Raw genomic sequence first — 23,965 nt, 5'->3', positions numbered from 1 at the left:
GAGCGCATGGACTTCGTCATCGCGGGTCTGATCATGGGCGGGCTCTACGCCCTGATCGCCCAGGGGTTCGTCCTGACGTTCCTGACGACGAGGACGCTGAACTTCGCCCTGGGCGAGTTCCTCGTCCTCGGCGCGGTGATCGGCATGGGCGTCGGGTCGTGGGGGTGGCTGCCCGACGCGGGCAAGGTCGCCTTCGTGATCCTGACCGTCGGGATCCTCGGCGCGATCGTGTACCGGTTCCTGGTGCTGCCGTTCACCACCGAGGGACCCCACGACGCCCGCTGGCTGCTCAGCACGGTCGGCCTCTCGTTCGTGATCCTCAACCTGCTGACCAACAGCCAGGGCGCCACCCCGAAGGCGCTCGGCTACGGCGGGTTCGGCGAGTTCTCCACCGTCCTGGGGGTCCGCGTGACCACCCAGGCGCTGGTGATCGCCATCCTCGCGATCGCCATCACCGCCCTCCTGGTGCTGATGACGACGCGCACGCCGCTCGGCCTGCTCATGCGGGCGGTGTCCGAGGACGCCGACACGGCGGCGCTCATGGGCGTGTCGCCGCGCCGGATCGGGATGCTCGCCTACGCCATCGCCATGGGCATCGCCGCCCTGGCCGGCGTGCTGTGGGCGTCGCAGGTCGGCGTGTCGGTCCACATGGGCCTGCCCCTGCTCGTCGCGGCGTTCGCCTGCGGCGTCATCGGCGGCCTGACCTCGCTCTGGGGACCGCTCCTCGGCGGGGCGATCTACGGGGTCCTGACGCACTGGGCGAGCTTCGAGCTCGGCGGCGTCTGGGGTGAGACGGCCGGGCTGCTGCTCGTGGTCGTCGTCCTGATCTTCCGTCCCGAGGGCCTCCTCGGGCGACGGCTGGAGGCGAAGCTGTGACGTCCCTGCTCAAGCGCCTGGCCGGCGGGACCGGCTCGCGCTCGGTGAAGGCCGAGCTGCGCGGCGACGTGCTGTTCGCGCTCGTCATCGGCGTCGTCGGCCTGATCGCGATCCTCCCGGGTCGCGACGGGGCCGGCACGGCGATGGCCGACATGCAGCTCGTCGGCTCGATCTTCGCGGTGATCATCGCCGCGATCGGCCTGAACCTCCTGACGGGCTACGCGAAGCTCGTCTCGCTCGGCCAGGGCGCCTTCTACGCGATCGGCGCCTACGGCTTCGCGTACCTCTTCCTCGACGGCGGGTTCCCGGCGCTGCTGGCGATCCTCGTCGCGCTGATCCTCTCGGGCATCATCGGCGCGCTGCTGGCGCTCGGGTCGATGCGGCTGCGGGGCCCGCAGTTCTCGATGATCACGCTCGTCCTCGCGATCGTCGTCGAGCGGATCCTCGAGCAGCTCGAGACCTTCGGCCGCGCGTCGGGCTACCCGAACCCGCTCTCGCACGGCACCGGCCTGCTCGAGCCGATCGAGCTCTTCGGCACCCGCCTGGAGCCGCCGCTGCTGGCCGGGACCCCGGGCAACGTGCTCGTCGCCCTGCTGATCGTCCTCGTGATCGTGCTGGTGCTCTACCGCAACCTCGTGCGCTCCTCGTGGGGCCGCTCGCTGCGCGCGATCGGCGAGAGCGAGCACCTCGCCGCGCACCTCGGCGTGAACGTCTTCTCGCGCAAGGTCGTCGTCTTCACCGTCGCGTCCGTCCTGGGCGGCCTCGGCGGCATCTTCTACGTCCAGATCTTCGCGCACCTGCAGCCGGAGACCTTCGACATCTTCCTGAGCATCACGATCGTCCTCTCCGTCATCCTCGGCGGCGGCGGGACGGTGCTCGGGCCGGTCATCGGCGCGGCGCTCATCACGTGGCTGCAGCGCTCCGACGTGCTGACCTCGGTCGCCGACGCGCAGCAGGACCTCTTCGGCACCGACCGCTGGTACCTGTCGACGCCGGGCCTGCTGGGGCTGCTGTTCGTCATCACGCTGTTCCTCCTGCCCAACGGCATCGTCGGCACCGCGAACAACGCGCTGCGGCGCTGGGCCGGCGCGGACGACGAGTCCGACGCCGACGCGGCGCTGGCGGACCTCGAGGTCGCGCAGCTGCCGCCGCGCGAGGAGCGGCGCGAGCCGGGGGCCGAGCTCCTGCGGATCGACGGCGCGTCGAAGCGCTTCGGCGGCCTGCAGGCCGTCGGCGAGATGGAGCTCGCCGTCCGCGAGGCCTCGATCCACGCGGTCATCGGGCCCAACGGCGCCGGCAAGTCGACCCTGGCGAACCTCCTCACCGGCGTCTACCAGCCCGACGAGGGGAGCTTCCGCCTCGACGGCGTCGAGCTCGCGCAGCTGAAGGCCCACGCGATCGCTCGCAGCGGCGTGGCGCGGACGTTCCAGACGCCGCAGGTGTTCCCGCACGAGACGACGCTGGAGAACGTGAAGGCGGGCTTCGTCGACGTCGCGCAGCTGCCGCTGTGGAAGGCGGCGCTGAAGCCGCCGTCCCAGTACCGCCGCGAGCGCGAGATCCACGACCGCGCGATCGAGCTGCTCGACCGCGTCGGCCTGGCCGAGGACGCGTCGACCCTCGCCGGCAGCCTCTCCTACGGCAAGCAGCGCGCCCTGGAGATCGCCCGCGCGATGGCGATGGACCCGCGGCTCATCGTCCTCGACGAGCCGGCCGCCGGCCTGAACCCGACGGAGTGCGACGGCCTCGCGGCGCTGCTGCTGCAGCTGCGCGAGGACGGCATGGCGATGATCCTCGTCGAGCACCACATGGACCTCGTGGGCCAGGTCGCCGACGAGGTGACGTGCATGGACCAGGGCCGCCTGCTGGCGCACGGCTCGGCGGAGGAGGTCCTCGCGGACCCGGCCGTCGTCGCCGCGTACCTCGGCGTGCCGGACCCGGACGACGTGGCGGAGATGGAGGTGGCTCGATGAGCCTCCAGGTGCAGGGCCTGCGGGCCGGCTACGGCCGCGCGACGATCCTCGAGGACGTCTCCGTCGAGGTCGCGCCGGGCGAGGTCGCCGCGGTGATCGGCTCCAACGGCGCCGGCAAGACGACGCTCGTGAAGACGATCGCCGGCAGCCTCGCGGCGCGGGGCGGCCGGATCCTCCAGGACGGGGACGCGATCGGCGGCCTGCCGCCGGAGAAGCGCGCCCGCCGCGGCGTCGTGATGGTGCCCGAGGGCCGGCGGCTCTTCGGCAACCTCACCGTCGAGGAGAACATCCGCCTCGGCCGCCAGGCCGCGCGGGGTCGCGACGAGGGCGACGACCCGGTCGAGCCGCTGCTCGAGGCGTTCCCGATCGTCCGCGAGCGGTGGACGCAGCGGGCCGGCCTGCTGTCCGGCGGCGAGCAGCAGATGGTCGCCCTGACCCGCGCGGTGGCCGGGCGGCCGCGGTACCTGCTGCTCGACGAGCCGTCGCTGGGCCTCAGCCCGCGGCTCACGCAGGAGGTCTTCCGCCTCGTGCGGCTCGTCGTCGAGACGACGAACGCGGGCGTCATCCTCGTGGAGCAGATGGCCGACCAGGCGCTGAAGCTCGCGACGAACGCCTACGTGCTGGACCAGGGCCGCGTCTCGGCGAGCGGCCCGGCGGAGGAGATCCGCCGCTCCGACGCCGTCCGCAAGGCCTACCTGGGTGGCTGACGGCGAGCCATCGTCCGCCGCCGCGTCCTCGCGGGGCGACGGCGAGGCTCGCCCCGCGGGGCGCCGGTCGCTCGCGGCCGGCGCCGCCGGTGGACTCCCGCCGGGGGCCGACGAGGTCGACGGCTCGTCGCGCGCGGTGTTCGTGGTGCTCGTCGCCGCGGTCACCGCGTACTCGTCGATGCAGTCGCTGGTGATCCCGGCGCTGCCGCAGATCCAGGACGCGCTGGGCACGACGACCGCCGCGACGTCGTGGGTGGTCACCGCGCTGCTGCTCTCCTCCGTCGTGGCGGCGCCGACGCTCGGCCGGCTCGGCGACCTGTACGGGACGCGCCCGACGCTGCTCGTGGCGCTCGGCGCCCTCGTCCTGGGGACGGTCGTCTGCGCGACGGCGAGCTCGCTGCCGCAGCTCATCCTCGGCCGGGCGCTGCACGGGATCGGCGCTGCGGTCTTCCCGCTGAGCTTCGCGATCGTGCGCCGGACGATGCCGGCGGCGCGCGCGCCGTGGGCGTACGGGCTGCTGTCGGGGATGCTCGGCGTCGGCGGCGCGATCGGCGTGCCGCTCGGCGGCCTGATCGCGGCGCAGGCGTCGTGGCCGGTGGTGTTCTGGGCACTGCTGCCGGTCTACCTCGTCGTGCTGGTCGCGGCGTGGCGGCTCGTGCCGCACGATCCGCGCCGGACGGGCGACGCGCCCCGGACCGATGTCCTCGGCGGCGTGCTGATGGCGGTCGGCCTCGTCGCGCTGCTCGTGTCGGTGACCGAGGGCGAGGTCTGGGGCTGGACGTCGCCGGGCCTCGTGGCGGGCCTCGTCGTCGCGGCCGTCGCCCTGACGGCGTGGGTGCGGGTCGAGCTGCGCCGGCCGGCGCCGATGATCGACGTCCGCCAGCTCGTGCGCCCGACGACCTGGCGCGCCCACGCGATCGCGTTCGCCTACGGCGCGGGCCTCTACTGCAGCTTCGCGCTGCTGCCGAGCTACCTGCAGGACGACGCCGGCCTGGCGCTCGCGCCCGCCTCGGCGACGCTCATGCTCGTCCCGTTCCCGCTGACGATGAGCGCCATCGGCCTGGCCACCGGTCGCCTCGTCGCGCGGCGCGGACCGGAGGCGGTCCTCGCCGCCGGCTCCCTGCTCTCGATCGCCGGCTTCCTGACCCTCATGGCGACCCCCTCGAGCACGGTCGTCCTGCTCGTGGCGATCGGCGTCCTGGGCCTCGGCATCGGCGCCGGGTTCTCCGTCCTGCCCGACCTCGTGACCCGCGAGGCCCACGCCGACGACACCGGCGCCGTGACCGGCGTGAACACCGTCATGCGCTTCCTCGGTGGCGCGATCTGCGGCCAGCTCGCCGCGGTCCTCGTCGCGCACGGTGGCGGCCACGGGTTCGCGGCCGGCTTCGCCGTCGGCCTGGTGATGCTCCTCCTCGCGGCTGCCCTGACGGCGACGATCCGCCGGCCCGCACGAGGTGGACCCGGCGAGCCGGTCCCCGAGTGACCCGCGTGTCGGTTCCGTCGGTCCCGTCCGGCACCCCCGCCGCGGGGGCGCCTCGCGGAACCCGACCGCGTGCCGCCCACCGGAATCGCGGGACCCCCGTGTACAGGTTCCACAGCGGCTCTATGCTCCATCGATGCGCGCACGATCACCCGGGTCCCGATCACGGCGCGCCGAGACGCGATCGGCGGCCGGTGCCGAGGGGAGCATCCCTTGCCGCGCCCATCGTCCGCCGGCATCGTGGCGCTCGGCGCAGAGGGTCCGGACGTCGGGCCTGGCCGCGACCCTCGTCGCGACCGTCGCGGGTCTGGTCGTGCCCGCCACGGCATCCAGCGAGGCACTGACAGCGGGAAGCTGCGCGACGATTCGCTCGTCCCACATCGGCTTCCTCGGTACCCCGCGGAACACCGCGACGGTCTTCGCCCGCGGGCTCGACGGACGCTGCGCGACCGCGAACCGGGTGATGCGCCGCTACGTCCGACGTGTCGACCTGACGGTCTGCGAGCGCTCCCAGTCAGCGTGCGCGAGGACGATCAGCGGCTGGCGGTGCCGTCGCGCGTACGAGCACGGCACGCTCGCGCGATGTCTCCGACGCGGAAGGACGGACCTCGTGATCGGACTCTCGCGGTGAGCAACGGATCGAGCGCCATCCGGATCCGGACCGTCGGTCTGGTGGCACCACGGCACGGCGAACCCTCGAGAACGCGCCACGGGATGCGGCGAACGATGACGACGCTGGGTGCGACGGGGCTGCTCGCCCTCGTGCTCATCCCCCCAGGGGACGCCTTGGCCGCCTCGCCGCGGGTGACGTGCTGGAACTACACGGATGGCGGCACCAAGCGGACGAGCGCGGTCCGGCCGGCCGGGCTCTGCGGCATCCTCCCCAGGCGCCAGCGCGGTACCGGCTACGGCGACTACGGCAACGGGATGCTCGGCATGTCCTGGTCGCGGTGGGGAAGCACCGCCCGCGGACGCGGCGCGTCCTACCGCCTCTGGGGCGACATCCGGGTGACGCTGAGCGCGCCTCGCCGGACCTGCGGCATCTACCAGTACACCCGGGCCACGGTCGTGTACGTCGGCGGTGGCTCGTCGTGGCCGACCAAGCGGTTCGCGCTGAAGACCTGCTGACCGGTGCGCGCGCCGCGCGACGATGCGCGCGGCGCGCCCGGTGCGACCTCAGGACTGGACGCTGCCGCCGTCGATGTTGATGCCCTGGCCGTTGATCGCGGCCGCGGCGTCGGAGCAGAGGAACGCCGTCAGGGCGCCGACCTCGGAGGTGTCGACCATGCGGTTGATCGGCTGGTTCCGAAGGAACTTCCGCACCATCTCCTCCGGGGTGGCGCCGCGGGCGGCGGCGGCCTTCGCGGCCTCGCCGCGGACCATCTCGGTGTCGACCCAGCCGGGCATGATCGCGTTGGCCGTTCCGCCGTGGCCGGCGAGCTCGGCGGCCAGCACGCGCGTCAGGCCGTGCAGCGCGTGCTTGCTCGACGCGTACGCGGCGGTGTGCGACACCGCGTAGCGGGAGTACAGGGAGCAGATCGTCACGATCCGGCCCCAGCCCTGCTCGCGCATCGCCGGCACGAGATCCGACGCGATGACGAACGCCGAGGTGACGTTCACCTCCATCGACCGGTCCCACTCGGCGACCTCGAGCGAGCCGACCGCGCCGTTGCGGGCGATCCCCGAGCAGTGGACGAAGACGTCCGGCACGCCCCCGAGGGCCTCGGCGGCCCGCTCGGCGAGCGCGGCGCTCTCCTCGCGCACCGCCAGGTCGGCCGTCAGCGCGACGACCGCGCCGTCGGTCCGCGGGGCGGCCTGGGCGACCGTCGCGTCGAGCCCCTCGCGGCCGCGCGCGACGAGCGCGAGGTCCATGCCCGCATCCGCCAGCGACAGGGCGATCCCGCGACCGATGCCCTGGCTCGCGCCGGTCACGAGCGCCCGGCGCCGGGCGCCCCGCGGGGCGCCCGGGTTCGTCGCGTCGCTCACGCCACCGCGGCGTCGGCGACGTACTGCGGGTAGAGCTTCTCCGCCGCCGCGCGCCGCGTCGGCACGTGCTCCGTCGGCAGGTCGCGCGGCTCGTACTGGCGCAGGATCCGGCGGGCGACGGTCTGGCGGTGGACCTCGTCCGGACCGTCGTAGATCCGGGCGGCGCGCGCCCAGCGGAGCATCTCCTCGATCGGCATGTCGGTCGTGAAGCCGAGCGAGCCGTGGATCTGGAGGGCGCGATCGAGCACGTCGTGCATGATCGGCGCGCCGTAGTACTTGATCATCGCGATCTCGGTCCGCGCGTTCGACGCGCCGACCTGGTCCATCGTCCACGCCGCCTTGAGCGTCAGCAGGCGCGAGGCCTCGATCGCGGCGGCGGAGTCGGCGACCCAGTTCTGGATCGTCTGCTTCTCGCTCAGCAGGCTGCCGTGGACGCTCTTGCTGACCGCGCGCTCGCAGAGCATGTCGAACGCCCGGCGGCAGACGCCGATCCAGCGCATGCAGTGGTGGATGCGGCCCGGGCCGAGCCGCTTCTGCGCCAGGACGAAGGCCTCGCCCTCGCCGCCGAGCAGGTTCTCGGCCGGCACCCGCACGTCGCGGTAGTGGACCTCGGCGTGCGCGTGGACGAGGCCCTCGGCGTGCGTGTCGTGCATCAGCCCGAGCTCGCGCATCTCGATGCCCGGCGAGTCCGTCGGGACGATGAACATCGACATCGTCTTGTAGGGGTCGGCGCCCGGCGAGGTGTCGGTGCGGACCATGACGATGTGGAAGTCGCTGCGCGTCGCGTTGCCGACGAGCCACTTCGTGCCGTTGATGACCCAGTCGCTGCCGTCGCGGACCGCGGTCGTCGTGAACTGGCGCGGATCCGAGCCGGTGCCCTGCTCGGTCATCGAGAAGGCGCTGTAGAGCTTGCCGTCCAGCAGCGGCTGGCCCCACTGCTCCCACTGCTCCTCGGTGCCGCCGATGGCGATGAGCTCCGAGTTGCCGGAGTCGGGGGCCTGGTTGCCGAAGACCGGGGGCGCGAGCTCGGACGAGCCGAGGATCTCGTGCATGAGGCCGAGCTTCACCTGGCCGTAGCCGGGACCGCCGTGCTCGGGACCGAGGTGCGCGGCCCAGAGGCCCTGCTCCTTGACCTCCTCCATCAGCGGCTTGATCGCCTCGCGGTAGCTGCGCCAGTCGAGGTCCAGCGTCTCCAGCGGGTACACCCGCTCGCGCACGAACGTGCGCATCCACTCGAGCTTCTGCTCGAACTCGGGCTCGGTCGAGAAGTCCCAGGCCATATCTCCAGCTCCCTGTCGCGGTCGCGGCCGCGCAGGTGGGGCGCGGCGGTGCACGATCGAACCTAGACCGACCCGCGCTGCCGCTCGCTGGTCGCGCGCGCGGACCCCTGGAGGGGACTCCAACGCGGCCCGCGGGACGACCGGACGCGGTCAGTCGTCGTCGCCGAGATGCCAGGGCAGGTGGCCCTGCAGGCGCAGGACGAGCAGCGCGAGCTGGACGTTGAACTGCGCCTCGGCCTCGGTGGTGACGGCCATCCGCGTGAGCTCCTCGATCCGGCTCAGCCGGTAGCGGATGGTGTTCTCGTGGACGCCGAGCGACTGCGCGGCCAGGCGGACGCTGCGGTCGTGGTGGAAGTAGATGTCGAGCGTCGCGAGGACCTCCTCGCGCGCGCGGTCGGCGAGGATCGGGCCGAGCGTCTCGTCGACGAAGCGCGCCGCCTCCTGCGCGTTGGCGGAGGAGAGGAACAACCGGCCGCCGCCGAGGTCGGTCGCCGTGAGCACCGTGTTGCGCCCGCCGGAGGAGAACGTCTGCAGGCACTGGACGACCTGCGCGACCTGCGCGTAGCCGTCGACGTACTCCGGCACCGAGCGGCAGGGGGTCGAGATCCCGGCCAGCAGCGCACCGGCGTCGTCGAGGCGCGCCAGGCCCTCGGCGACGCGCCGCTTCAGCCCCGCGACCGCGGCGATGGGATCGTCGCCCTCCAGCGGCAGGACGAGCGCGACACCCTCGGTCACCCCGGTGGCCAGCGCCGCGAGCTCCTCGTCGCCGCCGGTGATCGCCTCGGCGACCGCGCGGGCCTCCGGCACGCTCGTCGTCGAGCCGAGCGCCGAGGTCACGAGGCACAGCACGTGCGGGCGCTCCAGCGCCACGCCGACGTGCTCGGCCCGCCGCTCGAGCGCCTTGACGTCCTGGTTGCCGCGCAGCAGCTCGCCGACGAGCGAGCTGCGGGCGTTCCACTCCGCCGCCACCGCGCGCCGCTCGGCGCTCATCTCCCACGCGATGATCGTCGCCGCGCGGCGGCCGACGACCATGTCGAGGTTCGTCAGCCGCGAGCCGTGCTCCAGCAGCACGAGGTAGCCCCACAGCGCCTCGGTCGTGGCGACCGGCGCCACGAGCGCACGCTGGTGGACGCCCGCGAGCGGGAACGGGCCGACGACGACCGGGCGCGCCGTCGGCAGGCCCGCGAGCGCGCGGCGCACGTCGGGGTGGTCGCGGACGTCGGGCTCCAGCAGCCGCGGGCGGACGGACTGGTCCTGGATCGCGCGGGGCCGGCCGACGGCGACCGCGCGGAAGCGCTCGTCGTGGATCGCGCACGGCTTGCCGGTGAGCTCGGCGATCTCCGCCGCGATCTCCCGCATGTTGCGCCCGTCGAGCACGAGCGCGGTCAGGCGCTCCTCGACGACGGTGGCGCGGCGCATCGTCGCGTTCTGGCGCGCGACGGTGTCGAGGCGCTCGCGCATCTCCGAGCCGAGCTTCGCCTGCTGGATCGCGATCGCGGCGAGGTCGGCGAACGCCGAGGCGATCGACTGGTCCGCGTCGGTGTAGCGGCGCGGGCGGTCGTGGTCGTCGAGGTAGACGATCCCCACGACGTCGCCCTGGAGCACCATCGGGACGCCCATCATCGACCGGACGTCCCAGCTGCGCATCGTCGAGCGCAGCGGACGCGGGTCGTTCAGGACGTCCGGGATGACGACCGGCGCCTTCGTCGCGACGATCTCGCGCGTGAAGGCGTCGCCGGGCCCGCCGCTCGTCAGGCGCTTCACGCCGTCGTCGATGTCGTGGCGCCAGTGACCGACCTGGCCGCGGTAGAGCCGGCTGCGCTCCTCGCGCAGGTAGAGGCTGCAGCGCTGCACGCCGATCAGGTCGCAGATCTTCTCCGCGATGAGGTGCAGGAGCTCGTCGCGGTCGCTGATGTCGCTCAGCGCCGCGGTGACGTCGCCGAAGGCGGCGATCGCCTGGGCGTAGGCCGCCCGTGCCCGCGACAGCTCGCCCTCCGGGCCGTCCGTGTCGCGGCGCTGTCCGGCCGCGTCGTCAGTCACCGTCACCGTGTCGCTCTCCCCGGCATCGCCGTGCCGCCGGCCCGGGGCCGACGACCTGCCCGCGCGACGCGTGGCGCGGCCGGGGCCCGATCGCCCCGATGCCCCGCTCGCGCCCTGCCGGCGCGGTCATCGTCGTGCCATCCGCGGTCACGGGTCAACCCTCTCCGGACGGCCCCGCCGCTGCACGCGGGCTCGACGAGCGTTTCGTAGGCGGGAACAAGCCGCGTCCGTCGCCGGGGCGCGGTGTCGTCCCGGGCGCCCGCGTGGGGCACGCCCCGGGCGGGGCGCGTCGGCCGCCGGATCGCCGGCGTTTGGAGCCTGCGCCAACCGGGCACTCGCGGTTCGCCCGGGGCCGCCCGGGCGGAAGCCAGAATCGACCGCGATGCCGGGTACACGCAGGAACGACGGATCGACGGCCTTCGCGATCCCCTTCGCCAGCGGGGTGGAGAGCGCCGAGCTCCTGGGTGGCAAGGGGGCCAGCCTGGCGCGCATGGCGGCGCTCGGCCTGCCGACGCCGCCGGGGTTCACGATCACCACCGACGGGTGGCGCGCCTACCACGCCGAGGGCCGCATGCCCCAGCTGCTGCGCGGCGAGCTCGTCGAGCGGATCAGCGACCTCGAGGCGCAGCTGGACCGCCGCTTCGGCGATCCGGACCGCCCGCTGCTCGTGTCCGTGCGCTCGGGCGCGCCGATCTCGATGCCGGGGATGATGGACACGATCCTCAACCTCGGCCTGGACCCGCGCGCGGTCGAGGGCCTCGCCCGCGCGACCGACGAGGCGTTCGCCTGGCAGGTCTACGTCCGGTTCCTGCGGATGTTCGCGACCGTCGTGCGCCGCGTGCCCGCCGCCGACCTCGACGCCGCGACCGCGGACGCGGCGGATCCGCCGGCCGAGGCCGCCGCGATCCAGGCGCTCACCGAGGAGCGCACCGGCCGGCCGATCCCCGACCACGCGCCCGACCAGCTGCGCGAGGCGGTCGTCGCCGTGTGGGAGTCCTGGGACAGCCGGCGGGCCCGGCGCTACCGCCGCTTCGCGTCGATCCCGGACGACCTCGGCACCGCCGTCACCGTCCAGGCGATGGTCTTCGGCAACCAGGACGAGGACTCCGGCACCGGCGTCGTCTTCACGCGCGACCCCGCCACCGGGGCGCCCGACCTCTACGGCGACTACCTGCCGCGGGCCCAGGGCGAGGACATCGTGGCCGGCGGCCACAACACCCGTCCGCTCGAGGAGATGCGCGCGACGATGCCGCGCCCCTACGCCGAGCTCGAGCGCGCGCTGCCGCTGATCGAGGCGGAGTACCGCGACATGTGCGACGTCGAGTTCACCGTCGAGCGCGGCAAGCTCTGGATCCTGCAGGCGCGCCCCGGCCAGCGCAGCGGTCCGGCCGCGGTCCGGATCGCCGTGGACCTCGTCGACGAGGCGCTGATCGACGAGGAGACGGCGCTCGCGCGGATCCCCGCGTCGGCGATGGAGCGGCTGCAGGCGCCGGTGCTCGCCCGCGACCAGCAGCTCGACGTCGTCGGTCGCGGCACGCCGGCCTCGCCGGGCGCGGCGGTCGGGATCGTCGCGCTCGACGCCGATCGGGCCGACGCGCTCGCCGGCGAGGGCCACTCGGTGATCCTCGTGCGGCCCGAGACCTCGCCCGAGGACATCGACGGGATGATCGCCTGCGCCGGGATCGTCACGGCGCTCGGCGGGCGCACGAGCCACGCGGCGGTCGTCGCCCGCGGCATCGGCCGGCCCGCGGTCTGCGGCGTCGACGGCCTGAGCGTCGACCTCGACGCGCGGATCGCGCGCTTCGGCGACCGGGAGATCGCCGAGGGCGAGGTCGTCTCGCTCGACGGTGAGACCGGCGCGGTCGCCGCCGGCGAGGCGGTGCTCGTGCCCGCCCAGCCGGACCCGCGCGTGGCGCGCGTGCTCGCGTGGGCCGACGAGCGGCGCGCGGTGCGGATCACCGCCGAGGCGCCCGAGGACGCCGTCGCCGTCGACGGTCCCGAGGCGGTGCTCGACGAGCTCGCCGGCCGGACGGTGATCGTCGACGTCCCGTGGGAGGGCGCGCAGTCGGCGATGCTCCTGGAGCGGACGGTCGCCGCGCTCGGCGAGGCGGCCGTCGGCGCGCTCTACCTGCGCCTGCCCGAGCGGCTGGCCGACGGCGACCTCTGCCCACCGGACGCTCGCTGGATCGGCCTCGTCGCCGACCCCGAGGCGTGGCCGTCGCGGCTCGTCGCCGCGCGGCTCATGCCGACCCCGGCCTGACCGGCGTCCCGACCCGGTCGGTCCGCGACGCCGCCGCGACCCGGCGTCGCCTCGGTGCGCGCTCGCGTCGGGGCTCCGGCCGACCACCGGTTCCCGCGCCGACCACCGGGTGCCGGAGCCGACCACCCGGTTCCCGAGCCGCACCGGCCCGCGCCGGCCTCCGGCCCCGGGTCGACGACCGGTTCCCCGCCGCCGAGGAGCGTCCGGTCTGCCGGACCCCGTCCGGCCACGTCGGTCGCGGCCGGCGACGCGTCGCGCACGGCGGCCGTGCGTGCCGCCGTTCGTCCACCGGTCCCCGCCGGCGACGTCCGCGGCGTTCCTGCGCGCCGACGACCGCCCGCGCGCGATCGGCCCGCCGACGCCGGCGGGCGCACGCATGGGCCGAAACCCCCGTCACGACGGAGGATCCGCGCTGCGCGACCCCCAGCGGAACGACTCGCGGCGGGGGCTTGGAGCCGGGAACAAGCACCCTCGGGAATCGCCCGGATCGGCCCCGCGGGGTGACCTACGTTCGCCTGCATCGAAGCGCTGGGGAGGCGCTTCGTCCAATCGAGGGGAGAGCAGGATGAGGCGAACGAGGCAGACGACGCTCGGGTTGATCGCGGTGATCGCGGCGCTCGGGCTCACCGCCTGCGGGTCCGACGACGACGAACCTGCGGCGGCCAACGGCGGCGGCACGACCGCCGCGGCCACGGCCGGCGGCGACGGCGTCGCGCAGGCGAAGGCCGCCGTCGCGCAGGCGGAGCGGACGACCGGCGTGGAGTTCCCGCAGCCGGACGAGGCGTTCGATCCGGGGACCGGCAAGGTCGCCGTGATCTCGTGCGGGCAGGCCGGCCTGAACTGCAAGCAGGGCAGCGACGACGTGCGCACCGCCGCGGCCGCGATGGGCTGGAAGGCCTCGCCGGTCTTCGACGGCGAGTTCGCCCCGGCGAAGCAGGCCGGCTACGTCCAGCAGGCCCTGCGCGAGGGCTACGACGCGATCGTGCTCGTCTCGATCGACGCGAACTCGATCAAGGCCGCGCTCGACGCGGCGGCGGCCAAGGACGTCCCGGTCGCGTGCGTCATGTGCGCGAACAAGGACTTCCCGGGCGTCATCGACGTGACCTCCGGCGGCGTCGCGGACGGCACGGCGATCGCCGACTGGATCGCGGCCGACTCCGACGGCAAGGCGAAGCTCCTGGCCTACGACGACAAGTCGTTCCCGATCGTCGCCGAGCGGCTCGCCGCGATGAAGGCGCGCCTGGGCGAGGTCTGCCCGGACTGCACCGTCGAGGACGCGTCGATCCCGACGACCGACCTGTCCAAGCCGGGTCCGCCCACCTGGACGGCCGCGCTGGCGAAGTACCCCGCCGGCAAGCTCGGCTACGTCATGGCGCCGTACGACCCCTTCGCGATCCCGTTCACGAAGACGGCCGAGCAGCGCTCGCGCACCGACCTGAAGATCGGCGGCTACGACGCCTCGCCGGACTTCGTCGCGCTGATCGCGGCCGGCAACGGCCCCGCGAAGGTCACGACGGCCGCGCCGTTCCCGTACGCCTCCTGGGGCGCGATGGACCAGGTGGCGCGCGTGAAGGCCGGCAAGCAGCCGTGGGAGTCCACGAAGCTGCCGGTCGCGCTCGTGACGGCGAAGAACGCCGCGGAGTTCGACGAGGGCTTCTTCAGCCCCGACGACTTCGACTACGAGGCGCTCTTCAAGCGGCTCTGGGGCAAGAGCTGAGTCGACCCCGATCCGGCCCGGCGCCCGCAGGGGCGCCGGGCCGTGGGCTCATGACGCACGACCTCCAGATCACCGGCCTGACGAAGTCCTTCGGGCCCAACCGGGTGCTGCACGGCATCGACCTCGCGATCGGCGAGGGCGAGGTCGTCGGCCTCATGGGTCCCAACGGCGCCGGCAAGTCGACGCTCATCAAGATCCTCGCCGGCGTCCACCGCGCCGACGGCGGCGCGATCCGCTTCGGCGGCTCGCCGGTCGCCGACCTCGCCTCGCGCGGCGACGTCGGCTTCATCCACCAGGACCTCGGGCTCGTCGACGAGCTCTCGATCGTGGACAACCTGCGCCTCGGCGAGGCGCCCATGCGGCGGCTCGGGCCGCTGCTGGACCACCGCCGCGAGCGCGCCGAGGCCGCCGCGGCGCTCGAGCGCGTCGCGCTGGACTGCCGCCCCGAGACGCTCGTCGGCGACCTCTCGTCGGGCGAGAAGACGCTCGTCGCCGTCGCGCGCATGCTCGCCCGCGGCGCGCGCCTGCTGATCGTCGACGAGGCGACGTCGACGCTGCCGCCGCGCGACGCCCTGCGGCTCGTCGACGCGCTGAAGCGCACCGCCCAGGAGGAGGGCGCGACGGTGATCATGGTGAGCCACAAGCTCTCCGAGATCCTGCGCGTCACCGACCGCGTCGTCGTCCTGCTCGACGGGCGGCTCGTCGCCGACCAGACCGCGGTCGGGCTCGACCACGACGCGCTCGTCCGGCTGCTCGTCGCCCACGAGGCAGAGGCCGCCGACCGCGACGCCGCGCCCGTGACCGCGCCGCCCGGCGAGGAGCTGCTGCGACTCGAGGCCGCGTGCGCCGGCCGCGCCGGCCCCGTCGACCTGCAGGTCCGCGCCGGCGAGATCGTCGGCCTCACCGGCCTGCCCGGATCGGGGCTGCACGACGTGGCCTTCCTCGCCCACGGGGCGCTGCGTCCGCGCAGCGGCGCCGTCGTCCGCGCCCCCGGCGCCGCGTCGGCGCTCGTGCCGCCCTACCGCGAGCGGCAGGGCGGGTTCGACGACCACGCCGTGCGCGACAACCTCACGATCTCCGCGCTGGAGCGCTGGCGCGCCCCGTGGCGGCTGCTGCGCGGCGGCCACGAGCGGCGCGACGCCGCGGCGATGGTCGGGCGGCTCTCCGTCCACCCCGCCGACCCGGACCGCCACTACGGCGAGCTCTCCGGCGGCAACAAGCAGAAGGTCGTGTTCGGCCGGGCGCTCTTCCGCGACCCGCGGGTCTACGTGCTCTGCGAGCCGACGCGCGGCGTCGACGTGCCGACCCGGCGCGAGATCTACCGGCTGATCGGCGAGTTGCGCGACGGGGGCGCCGCGGTCCTCGTCGTGTCCTCCGACTTCGAGGACCTCCTGTCCGTCGCCGACCGCATGGCGGTCGTCGACGACGGGCGGGTCGGTCCCTTCCGCGTCCCCAGCGACCTGTCCGACACGGACCTCGAGGCGTTCATCTGATGGCTACCACCGACCTGTCCGTCCCCGACACCGGCGCGCCGGCTCCGGCGGGCGGCCGCCCGGAACCCGCGCGCGGCGGGCTGCTGCAGTCCGCGGCCCTGCGCGGCTCGGTGACGTTCCTGGCGTTCCTCGTGCTCTTCAGCGCCTACGGCGTGTGGCTCGGCGACGCGTTCCTCAGCAACGACGCGCGGCTGCTGGACGTCCACCAGAACGCGCCCGTGCTGCTGCTCGGCCTCGCGGTCCTCGTGACGCTCATCGCCGGCCAGTTCGACCTGTCCGTCGCGTCGATGGCGACGCTCACGACGTTCCTCGCGATCGGCCTGAAGATCACGCAGGGCTGGCCGTTCGCGCTCGTCATCGTCGCCTGCCTGGCGCTCGGCGCCGGCGGCGGGCTGCTCAACGGCCTGCTCGTCGTGCGGCTGCGGGTGAACACGTTCATCGCGACGCTCGCGACGGGCGGCATCTTCCTCGGCCTCTCGGCCGTCTACTCCAAGGGCACGCAGCTCTCGCCGACGAGCGACAGCCACCCGCTCCCGGGCTGGTTCTCCGGCCCCGGCTCGCTCGGCGCGTTCACGAACAAGGTGCCCTCCGCCGTCGCGTGGGTGATCGCCGCGATCCTGCTCGTCGCCGCCATCTCGGCGGTGCTGAAGCGGCGGCCGGCGCGGATCGACGCGCAGCGGTGGCGGATCGTCGCGCCCGTCGGCGTCGCGGTCCTGGCGCTCGTGCTCGTCCTGCTCGGCGCGGACGGGATCGTCGAGGGCATGTCGTGGACGATCGTGCTGCTGCTCGCCGTCGCCGCGGTCCTCTGGGTCGCCCTGACGCAGACGACCTTCGGACGGCACCTGCACGCCACCGGCAGCAACGCCGAGGCGGCCGAGCTCGCCGGCGTGCGGACCGGGCGCCTGACGATCTGGGCGTTCGTCGTCGGCGGCGTGCTCGCCGCGCTGGCCGGCGTCGTCCTGGCCGCGAACCAGGGATCGGCGTCGCCGGACGTCGCCAGCGGCTACCTGCTGCCGGCGTTCGCCGCCGCCTTCCTGTCGACCGTCGTGCTCTCGACCGGGCGGTTCACCGTCTGGGGCACGATCATCGGCGGCACGTTCCTCGTCTGGGTCAGCCAGGGCCTGATCGTCGGCGGCCTGGAGTTCACCTGGACCGAGGTCGTCAACGGCGCCGTGCTGGCGATCGCCGTCGCCGTCTCGGGGGTCCTGCGCCGCGACGGACGCTGATCCGAGCGGAGCCCGACCCGGTCCGTCCCGCGCGCCCGAGCGGCGCACGGGCGCGGGCCGCCGACCATCCGACCACGTCCCGGACCGGCCGCGCGCCGGTCCGGGGCGCCGGGGCCAGGAGCGGGTTGGAGCGCCCTACAGCGGGCCGCTCCAACCCGTTCCCGGGGCCCTTCCGCAGGCGCGAGCCTGCGGCCACGTACAGCCGGTCCGGGCGCCGCCCGGGCCACCACGGAGGAACGCTGATGGACCACCCGCTGTCGACACCCAAGTGGACGCTGCCCGAGGGCACCACCCTCTCGCGGCTCACCCGCGAGCACCTGCTCCGGACCGTCGAGTCCAACGCCGCCGCGATCGACCGGCCCTGGCACGAGGTCGTCAGCGCCGATCCGCTGGCGCTGCTGTCCGCCGCCGACGCCGCCCGGGTCGCCGACACCGTCGTGACGCGGTTCCAGGAGGTCGAGGGCCGCAAGCTCTTCGCCGGCTGCGAGATCGCCGCCCGCGAGCGCCCCGACCTCTACGTGCTGCGCTCCGAGGCCGCGCCGCTGGAGGAGCGCACCGACTGGCCCGACGGCGTCGTGGCCGACGGCGACAACGTCTTCGAGCACGAGGACGTCACGGGCAAGGTCCTCGTCGTGCGCGAGGTGTCCGAGGTCGACCGCCTCATGCGCGAGGGCGTGCCGGAGGGCACGATCGGCGTCATCGACGACGCCGGCGGCACGATGACCGCCCCGATCCTCGAGGAGTTCGACGCGGTCCTCTGCCTCGCCGGCACGGTCCGCAGCCACCTCGGGATCATCGCCCGCGAGTTCGGCGTCCCGGTGCTCATGAACGTCCGGCTGGCGCGGGCCCTCCGCGACGGCGAGACGGTCACGGTGAGCTACTCGACCGAGGCGCAGAACGTCGACGCGTACTACGGCGAGGAGGCCAAGCCGCGCGCCGAGGTCCGGTCGGTGGAGTCGGGCGGATGAGCGACTGGCGCATCGACGAGGAGCAGCTGCTGCTCCTCAACACCCACCTGCAGCGGACCGACGATCAGCTGATCTTCAACATGCTGACGCGGACCGCGCAGGAGTCGAAGCTCTTTCCCATCATGCCCTACCTCATGATGTGCTTCTACGACGCGTACTACCGGTTCCCGGACCTGCTGCGCGCCACCACGGAGCACCTCTCGCCGGAGGAGGCCGGGCACCGCGCCCGCAACGTGACCACGAACATGCAGCGGGTCACGAGCTGGGGGATGCTCAACTTCTACCTCAACGGCCGGACCTGCCTGATCAAGGCCGGGCTGCTGCGTCCCGAGGACAACCTCGAGGACCTGTGGTTCATGGTGGACTACAACTACCGGTTCCTGCGGTCCTACAACCGGGCCAACGCTCACGTGTGGAACCTCGATGCGCAGGACATCGCGCCGCTGCACGAGGAGCGCACGCTGCAGGTGCTGGAGGCCGACGCCTTCGAGGCCGACGAGCGCCTGCGTCGCGCCGCCGCGCGGTTCATCGCGATCGGCACGCAGTACTCGTTCCTCGTCCACTGCGAGAGCCGCGTCGGGCTGAACAACTCCGGGCCGTACAAGCTCGGCGACCGGACGCTCATGCACGTCCGCGACTTCACGAACCTCAGCGAGTGCGACTTCAGCTGGCTCGACGGCGTCGCCGCGGACGTCACGTACAACAACCTGACGCTCGCGGTCATCACGCAGGACGTGAAGATCGAGATCACCGACCTCGGCACGGCCTACACCGATCCGGAGGACTGGCAGGACCGGATCGTCGGCGTCGGGCTCTACACCTCCGACATCCTCGAGGACCGCTTCCTCCCCGTCGGGATGGACTCCGCGGCCGACCTCGCCGACACGCTCGAGGGCCTGACGAAGGAGCTGCAGGAGGCCACCCGCCGGCTCTACGCCCGGTTCTCGGAGATGAGCTTCGACCAGATGGTCGAGGCGGGCATCCAGACGTACTTCCTGGCCCCGAGCGAGATCGCGCGGATGGCCGGCACCTACCACCAGGACGAGTGGGCGTTCGTCGACGACCGCACGCGCCGCTTCTGGCCGCTGCACAACGAGGAGTACTCGCTGGACGCCTACGTCAGCCACTTCGCGGCGATGGACGGGCGCCTCGGCGGGCAGAGCGACTACTACCTGCACCCCGTGAGCTACGGCGTCTGGCGCCGCTCGCCCGACGACGCCCCGCTGCCGGCCTCGGGTCGCAACGCGAGCCTCGTGCCCGCGCGCGTGCTGCAGCACCACGACTATCCGCTGCGCGCGAACCCGAACGGCCTCTCCGACGCCCGCGGGACCTCGTCGCTGCCGGCGAAGACCGGCGGCTTCACGTTCGCGTCGGGCCGCTTCGACGAGGCCGAGATGAACGCCCGCGCCCGCGCGTTCCGCTCGCCGCTGCTGGAGGCGCCCTGGCGCCACGTCGACGAGGCGACGGTGAAGTACCACTGGCAGGACGAGGAGGTCGACGGCCTCTACCGCTACACGCAGGAGCGCTCGCGACTGCTGCAGGACCGCGGCGCGTCGCTGCGCCGCGACGACATCGATCGGATCCGCCGCGAGGCGGGCGAGACCCCGTGGCGCGAGGCGGCGCCGCACCGGACCGGGAGCCTGGCATGAGCGAGTGGCGGATCGACGAGCAGCAGCTGCTGCAGCTGAACACGGCGCTCCAGCGCGCCGACGACGTGCTCGTCCACAACTGCGTGACGCGGACCGGGCAGGAGTCGAAGCTCTTCCCGGTCGTGCCGTACCTCATGCTCGTCATGATCGACTCGTACTTCCGGTTCCCGGACCTGCTGCGCGAGTCGGCGGCCCGGCGCAGCCCGGAGGAGATCGGGCACCGCGCCCGACAGACCGGCACCCAGCTGACCCGGATGACGAGCTGGGCGACGCTGAACTACTACCTCAACGGTCGCAACTTCCTGCTGCGCCACGGCCTGCTGCGGCCCGAGGACAACCTCGAGGACCTGTGGTTCGTCGTCGACTGGTTCACGCGCCACCGCAACGCGTACTTCCGCCAGGGCGGCCACCCCGACGCCCTGTCGGCCGGCGAGATCAACCCGACGCTCGAGGAGCGCACGCTCCAGGTGCTGGAGGCCGACGCCTTCGAGGCCGACGACGACCTGCGCCGCGCCGCCGCGAAGTTCCTCGCGACCGCCACCCAGTACTCGTTCCTCGTGAACTGCGAGAGCCGCTCGGGCCTCTGCGCCACCGGCCCGTACCGCGTCGGCGACGACCGCCTGATGCACGTGCGCGAGTTCGTGAACCTCGGCGAGTCGGCGTACTCCTGGATGGACGGCGTCGCCGACGACCTGCCGCACAACAACCTGTCGCTCGTCCTCGTCACGGACGCCGTCCCGACCGAGATCACCGACTGGGGCTCCGTCTACACCGACACGACGGAGTACCAGGACATCGTCCGGGGGGTCGGCCTCTACACCTCCGACCTCTTCGAGGACCGCTACATCCCGGTCGGGATGGACTCCCGCCGCGACCTCGTCGACACGCTCGACGCGCTGACGGCCGGGATCCAGGACGCGACGCGCCGCCTGTACGGGCGCTTCGCCGGCTTCGGCTTCGACCAGATGGTCGAGGCGGGCATGTCGACGTACTTCCACGCCGCGATCGAGCCGTCGATGATGGCCGGCACGTTCCGCCAGCTCGACTGGGACGGGATCGACGAGCGCACGAAGCGCCTCGCGCCGGTCTACAACGAGGAGTACGCGCTGGACGCCTACGTCGACCACTACGCGACGATGTCCGGGTTCGGCGCGGCGCAGAGCGAGTACTACCTGCACCCCACGAGCTACGCCGGCTGGCGACGCGGCGGCGGCGCCGGTCCGCTCCCGCAGCCGGGACGCGTCGCGACGCTCGTGCCGGCGCGCGTGCTCGACGTCGACGACTACCCGCGGCGGGTCAACCCGAACGGCCTGGCGGACGTCCGGACCGTCACGACCCTGCCGCCGAAGACCGGCCGGCACCTCTTCGCCTCGGGCCGGCTGACGGAGGACGAGATCAACGCCCGCGCCCGCGCGTACGACAGCCCGCTGCTGCGCTCGCCGTGGCGCAACGTCGACGAGGCGACGGTGAAGTGGCACTGGCAGGACCCGGACGTCGACGCGCTCTACCGCTACGAGCAGGAGCGCTCGCGGCTGCTGCAGGACCGTGGCGCCGCGCTGCGCCGCGCCGACATCGACCGGATCCGGCGCGAGGCCGGCGAGCGGCCGTGGAGCGAGGCCGGCACGCCGGAGCGCCAGCCCGCATGAGCACGATCGAGGAGCGGAGGGACGCGATGCAGGAGCTCGACGCCTGGGACGTGCTGCACGCCCTGCGGGTGAAGGGGATCGCCGGCGTCGACGCGCTGGCCGCGGCGCTCGACGCCGAGCCCGAGGCGGTCGCCGCGGCGCTCGCGCGGCTGCACGACGACGGTCACGCGTTCGAGCGGCCGTCGCGCAAGCGGCCCGGCTGGGTCGTCAGCGAGGAGGGGCGCGACGCGCACGCCGCGTGGCTCGCGGCCGGCGCCGACGACGCCACGCGCGCCGCGCTGGACGAGCACTACGCGCGGTTCCTCGCGGTGAACGCCGAGGTGAAGGGCCTCGCCGCGAAGTGGCAGGCCGCCACGGACGACGCCGCGCGGTTCGACCTGCTGGACCGGGTCGAGGAGATCCACGAGGGCGTCGTCCCCGTGCTCGAGCGCGCCGGCGGGGTGATCGGGCGGTTCGGCCGCTACCCGCGGCGGCTGACCGCCGCCCTGGAGCGGATCGAGGAGGACCAGCGGTACTTCGTCAGCCCGCGGGTCGACAGCTACCACACGGTCTGGTTCGAGGCGCACGAGGACTTCCTCCTGACGCTCGGCCGGACCCGCGCCGAGGAGGGATCGGAGTGAGCACCGTCCACACCGTGCTGGGGGAGATCGCGCCCGAGGAGCTCGGCGCGACCTACGCCCACGAGCACCTGCTGACGAGCCCGGGCGAGCACCTGCTCGGCGGATCGGACGACACGATCCTCGACAGCCTCGACCAGTCGGCCGCCGAGATGGAGCTCTTCAAGCAGGCTGGCGGCGGCGCGATCGTCGAGCTGAGCGCCGCGGAGTACGGTCGCGACGGGGCCGGCCTGGCCGAGCTCTCGCGCCGCACCGGCGTCCACGTGATCGCCGCGACCGGCCACATCATGGAGGGCTACTGGCGCGGCGTCGTCGACGTCGGGGCGATGAGCGACACCGAGCTCGTGGACGAGATGCTCCGCGACCTCACCGTCGGGCTCCCCGAGGCGCCGGACGTCCGCGCCGGGGTCATCAAGGTCGGCACGTCGCGCGACCGCGTCCATCCGGACGAGGAGCGGATGCTGCGCGCCGCGGCGATCGTCCAGCGCGAGACCGGCGCCCCGATCACGACCCACACCACCGCGGGCACGATCCCCACCGAGCAGGTGCGGATCTTCGAGGACGCCGGGGCGAACCTCGAGAAGGTCGTCATCGGCCACCAGGACCGGCGCCTGCACTGGGACGACCACCTCGCGGTCGTCAAGAGCGGCTGCAACATCGGCTACGACTGCATCTCGAAGGAGCACTACGAGCCGGAGTCCCAGCGGATCGCCTTCACGAAGCGGATGATCGAGGAGGGCTACGGCGGGCAGGTCGTGCTGTCGGGCGACATCGCCCGCCGCAGCTACCTCACGAGCTACGGCGGCGGCCCCGGCTTCACGTACATCCTGTGGCGGTTCGTGCCGTGGCTCTGGCAGGAGGGCGTCAGCCGCGAGGCGACCGACCGCCTGCTGATCGACAACCCGGCGCGGATCTTCACGTGGGCGACGTGACCGCGGAGCGGGGGCTCGAGGTCGGCGTCTACGTCGACGCCCACCTCGGGATCGGCGAGCAGGCGCGGGCGCTCGAGGACGCCGGCTTCGACCACCTGTGGGTCTACGACAGCCCGCTCGTCTTCGGCGACGTCTACATGGCGATGCTCGAGGCGGCGCGCGCGACGGAGCGGATCGCGATCGGCCCCGGGGTCACCCAGCCGCTCGCCCGCCCGGCGGTCGCCGCGGCGCAGGCGATGGCGACGCTCGCGAAGGCCGCGCCCGGCAGGACGTTCTTCGGCACGGGGATCGGCAACTCGGCGCGCTGGTCGCTCGGGCAGAAGCCCGCGACCCAGGACGCGATGTTCGAGCACCTGCGGGTCGTCCAGGCGCTGCTGCGCGGCGAGGAGGTCGTCGCCGACGGCCGGCCGATCCGCTTCCTCAACCCCGAGGGGCGCTGGATCGACGTCGCGCACGACGTGCCGGCCTGGGTGTCGGCGTTCGGCCCGCGCGGCCAGGCGCGGGCCGCCGCGGTGGCCGACGGGATCCTCGTGCGCTGGGAGGGCGCCGAGGCGCTGGCGATCGTGCGCGAGCGGGTCGCCGACGCGGCGCGCGCCGCCGGTCGCGACCCGTCCGCGGTGAGGATCGGCCTCGTCACGGCGCTCTACCCGATCGGGTCCGAGGCCGAGCTCGAGGAGGAGGACGCGCGCCTGGCTCTGGGCCCGCTCGTCGTGAGCCGGATGCGGTACCTCACGGCGAACCACGCCTCGGCGGCCGAGGTCCCCGAGCCGTTCCGGCCCGGCTTCGACGCCTACCTCGAGCACCGCGCCGGGCTGCCGGAGGAGACGCGCCACGTCGACAACTACCGCGGCTACCTCACCCACGTGCCGCCGGACCTCGAGCCGTTCGTGCGGCCCGAGACGATGCGCACCATCGCGACGATCGGCAGCCCCGAGAGGATCGCCGCGGAGCTGCGCGCGATGCGCGACGCGGGCGCCGACGCGGTGACCCTGCAGGTCGCCGGCCCGCCGGCGTCCTGGTGCCGCCGGATGGGCGACGAGGTGCTGCCGGCGGTCGCGCCGGCGCTGCGCGGCTGAGCGCGCCGTCGGTCGCCTCGCGGCGACCGACGGCGAGGATCC

The 23,965-nt window shown here is 73.8% G+C and carries 18 protein-coding genes; 15 read left to right on the top strand and 3 right to left on the bottom strand.

The window, feature by feature from the left end; translation table 11 throughout:
• Nucleotides 1-6: 6 nt before the first annotated feature.
• From SK069_RS13935 to SK069_RS13915, 5 genes are all read left to right on the top strand, one after another.
• On the top strand, nucleotides 7-876 hold the full coding sequence (locus tag SK069_RS13935) for a branched-chain amino acid ABC transporter permease (protein ID WP_319954856.1): 870 nt from the start codon (nucleotides 7-9) through the stop codon (nucleotides 874-876).
• Nucleotides 873-2,846 carry a branched-chain amino acid ABC transporter ATP-binding protein/permease gene (locus SK069_RS13930; protein ID WP_319954855.1) on the top strand — a complete coding sequence of 658 codons (1,974 nt, stop codon included), beginning with the start codon at nucleotides 873-875 and terminating at the stop codon, nucleotides 2,844-2,846. The genes SK069_RS13935 and SK069_RS13930 overlap by 4 nt, the downstream gene beginning before the upstream one ends.
• The gene (locus tag SK069_RS13925; protein WP_319954854.1) at nucleotides 2,843-3,553 is read left to right on the top strand and encodes an ABC transporter ATP-binding protein; all 711 of its coding nucleotides are present in this window, start codon (nucleotides 2,843-2,845) and stop codon (nucleotides 3,551-3,553) included. The genes SK069_RS13930 and SK069_RS13925 overlap by 4 nt, the downstream gene beginning before the upstream one ends.
• Nucleotides 3,546-5,036, top strand: coding sequence for an MFS transporter (locus SK069_RS13920; protein WP_319954853.1), 1,491 nt, complete (start codon nucleotides 3,546-3,548; stop codon nucleotides 5,034-5,036). The genes SK069_RS13925 and SK069_RS13920 overlap by 8 nt, the downstream gene beginning before the upstream one ends.
• A 723-nt stretch (nucleotides 5,037-5,759) precedes the next feature.
• Nucleotides 5,760-6,161 carry a hypothetical protein gene (locus SK069_RS13915; protein ID WP_319954852.1) on the top strand — a complete coding sequence of 134 codons (402 nt, stop codon included), beginning with the start codon at nucleotides 5,760-5,762 and terminating at the stop codon, nucleotides 6,159-6,161.
• A gap of 48 nt (nucleotides 6,162-6,209) precedes the next feature.
• Here the strand turns inward: SK069_RS13915 and SK069_RS13910 are convergent, their stop codons facing one another.
• From SK069_RS13910 to SK069_RS13900, 3 genes are all read right to left on the bottom strand, one after another.
• Complete coding sequence (locus SK069_RS13910) at nucleotides 6,210-7,019, bottom strand: SDR family NAD(P)-dependent oxidoreductase (protein ID WP_319954851.1); 810 nt, start codon at nucleotides 7,017-7,019, stop codon at nucleotides 6,210-6,212.
• The gene (locus SK069_RS13905) at nucleotides 7,016-8,299 is read right to left on the bottom strand and encodes an acyl-CoA dehydrogenase family protein (RefSeq protein ID WP_319954850.1); all 1,284 of its coding nucleotides are present in this window, start codon (nucleotides 8,297-8,299) and stop codon (nucleotides 7,016-7,018) included. Before SK069_RS13905 ends, SK069_RS13910 begins: the two co-directional genes overlap by 4 nt.
• Nucleotides 8,300-8,449: 150 nt before the next feature.
• Entirely contained in the window at nucleotides 8,450-10,345 is a 1,896-nt protein-coding gene (locus tag SK069_RS13900) for a GAF domain-containing protein (RefSeq protein ID WP_319954849.1), read from the bottom strand.
• 376 nt (nucleotides 10,346-10,721) lie between these two features.
• Here SK069_RS13900 and SK069_RS13895 point away from each other — a divergent pair, with 376 nt between their 5' ends.
• The 10 genes from SK069_RS13895 (at nucleotide 10,722) to SK069_RS13850 (ending at nucleotide 23,923) form a co-directional block, all read left to right on the top strand.
• Nucleotides 10,722-12,599, top strand: a complete 1,878-nt coding sequence (locus tag SK069_RS13895) for a pyruvate, phosphate dikinase (RefSeq protein ID WP_319954848.1) — start codon at nucleotides 10,722-10,724, stop codon at nucleotides 12,597-12,599.
• A gap of 565 nt (nucleotides 12,600-13,164) precedes the next feature.
• Nucleotides 13,165-14,316 carry a substrate-binding domain-containing protein gene (locus SK069_RS13890; protein ID WP_319954847.1) on the top strand — a complete coding sequence of 384 codons (1,152 nt, stop codon included), beginning with the start codon at nucleotides 13,165-13,167 and terminating at the stop codon, nucleotides 14,314-14,316.
• Nucleotides 14,317-14,366: 50 nt separating this feature from the next.
• Nucleotides 14,367-15,809 carry a sugar ABC transporter ATP-binding protein gene (locus tag SK069_RS13885; protein WP_319954846.1) on the top strand — a complete coding sequence of 481 codons (1,443 nt, stop codon included), beginning with the start codon at nucleotides 14,367-14,369 and terminating at the stop codon, nucleotides 15,807-15,809.
• Complete coding sequence (locus SK069_RS13880; protein ID WP_319954845.1) at nucleotides 15,809-17,035, top strand: ABC transporter permease; 1,227 nt, start codon at nucleotides 15,809-15,811, stop codon at nucleotides 17,033-17,035. Before SK069_RS13885 ends, SK069_RS13880 begins: the two co-directional genes overlap by 1 nt.
• A gap of 242 nt (nucleotides 17,036-17,277) precedes the next feature.
• Nucleotides 17,278-18,003, top strand: coding sequence for a PEP-utilizing enzyme (locus SK069_RS13875; protein WP_319954844.1), 726 nt, complete (start codon nucleotides 17,278-17,280; stop codon nucleotides 18,001-18,003).
• The gene (locus SK069_RS13870; RefSeq protein WP_319954843.1) at nucleotides 18,000-19,652 is read left to right on the top strand and encodes a hypothetical protein; all 1,653 of its coding nucleotides are present in this window, start codon (nucleotides 18,000-18,002) and stop codon (nucleotides 19,650-19,652) included. The genes SK069_RS13875 and SK069_RS13870 overlap by 4 nt, the downstream gene beginning before the upstream one ends.
• Nucleotides 19,649-21,298: a hypothetical protein gene (locus SK069_RS13865; RefSeq protein ID WP_319954842.1), complete on the top strand. Its 1,650-nt coding sequence runs from the start codon at nucleotides 19,649-19,651 to the stop codon at nucleotides 21,296-21,298. Before SK069_RS13870 ends, SK069_RS13865 begins: the two co-directional genes overlap by 4 nt.
• Entirely contained in the window at nucleotides 21,295-21,918 is a 624-nt protein-coding gene (locus SK069_RS13860) for a hypothetical protein (RefSeq protein ID WP_319954841.1), read from the top strand. The genes SK069_RS13865 and SK069_RS13860 overlap by 4 nt, the downstream gene beginning before the upstream one ends.
• Entirely contained in the window at nucleotides 21,915-22,847 is a 933-nt protein-coding gene (locus tag SK069_RS13855) for a phosphotriesterase family protein (RefSeq protein WP_319954840.1), read from the top strand. The genes SK069_RS13860 and SK069_RS13855 overlap by 4 nt, the downstream gene beginning before the upstream one ends.
• Nucleotides 22,835-23,923, top strand: coding sequence for an LLM class flavin-dependent oxidoreductase (locus tag SK069_RS13850; protein WP_319954839.1), 1,089 nt, complete (start codon nucleotides 22,835-22,837; stop codon nucleotides 23,921-23,923). The genes SK069_RS13855 and SK069_RS13850 overlap by 13 nt, the downstream gene beginning before the upstream one ends.
• Nucleotides 23,924-23,965: the final 42 nt, after the last annotated feature.

It is taken from the genome of Patulibacter brassicae (assembly GCF_033949425.1).
Lineage (GTDB): Bacteria > Actinomycetota > Thermoleophilia > Solirubrobacterales > Solirubrobacteraceae > Patulibacter > Patulibacter brassicae.
This window is presented reverse-complemented; position numbering and strand designations above follow the sequence as displayed.

Coding starts and splice junctions, on each gene's coding strand:
- SK069_RS13935 (WP_319954856.1), top strand. CDS start 7: ATGGACTTCGTCATCGCGGGTCTGATCATGGGCGGGCTCTACGCCCTG.
- SK069_RS13925 (WP_319954854.1), top strand. CDS start 2,843: ATGAGCCTCCAGGTGCAGGGCCTGCGGGCCGGCTACGGCCGCGCGACG.
- SK069_RS13915 (WP_319954852.1), top strand. CDS start 5,760: ATGACGACGCTGGGTGCGACGGGGCTGCTCGCCCTCGTGCTCATCCCC.
- SK069_RS13905 (WP_319954850.1), bottom strand. CDS start 8,299: ATGGCCTGGGACTTCTCGACCGAGCCCGAGTTCGAGCAGAAGCTCGAG.
- SK069_RS13895 (WP_319954848.1), top strand. CDS start 10,722: ATGCCGGGTACACGCAGGAACGACGGATCGACGGCCTTCGCGATCCCC.
- SK069_RS13890 (WP_319954847.1), top strand. CDS start 13,165: ATGAGGCGAACGAGGCAGACGACGCTCGGGTTGATCGCGGTGATCGCG.
- SK069_RS13885 (WP_319954846.1), top strand. CDS start 14,367: ATGACGCACGACCTCCAGATCACCGGCCTGACGAAGTCCTTCGGGCCC.
- SK069_RS13880 (WP_319954845.1), top strand. CDS start 15,809: ATGGCTACCACCGACCTGTCCGTCCCCGACACCGGCGCGCCGGCTCCG.
- SK069_RS13875 (WP_319954844.1), top strand. CDS start 17,278: ATGGACCACCCGCTGTCGACACCCAAGTGGACGCTGCCCGAGGGCACC.
- SK069_RS13870 (WP_319954843.1), top strand. CDS start 18,000: ATGAGCGACTGGCGCATCGACGAGGAGCAGCTGCTGCTCCTCAACACC.
- SK069_RS13865 (WP_319954842.1), top strand. CDS start 19,649: ATGAGCGAGTGGCGGATCGACGAGCAGCAGCTGCTGCAGCTGAACACG.
- SK069_RS13860 (WP_319954841.1), top strand. CDS start 21,295: ATGAGCACGATCGAGGAGCGGAGGGACGCGATGCAGGAGCTCGACGCC.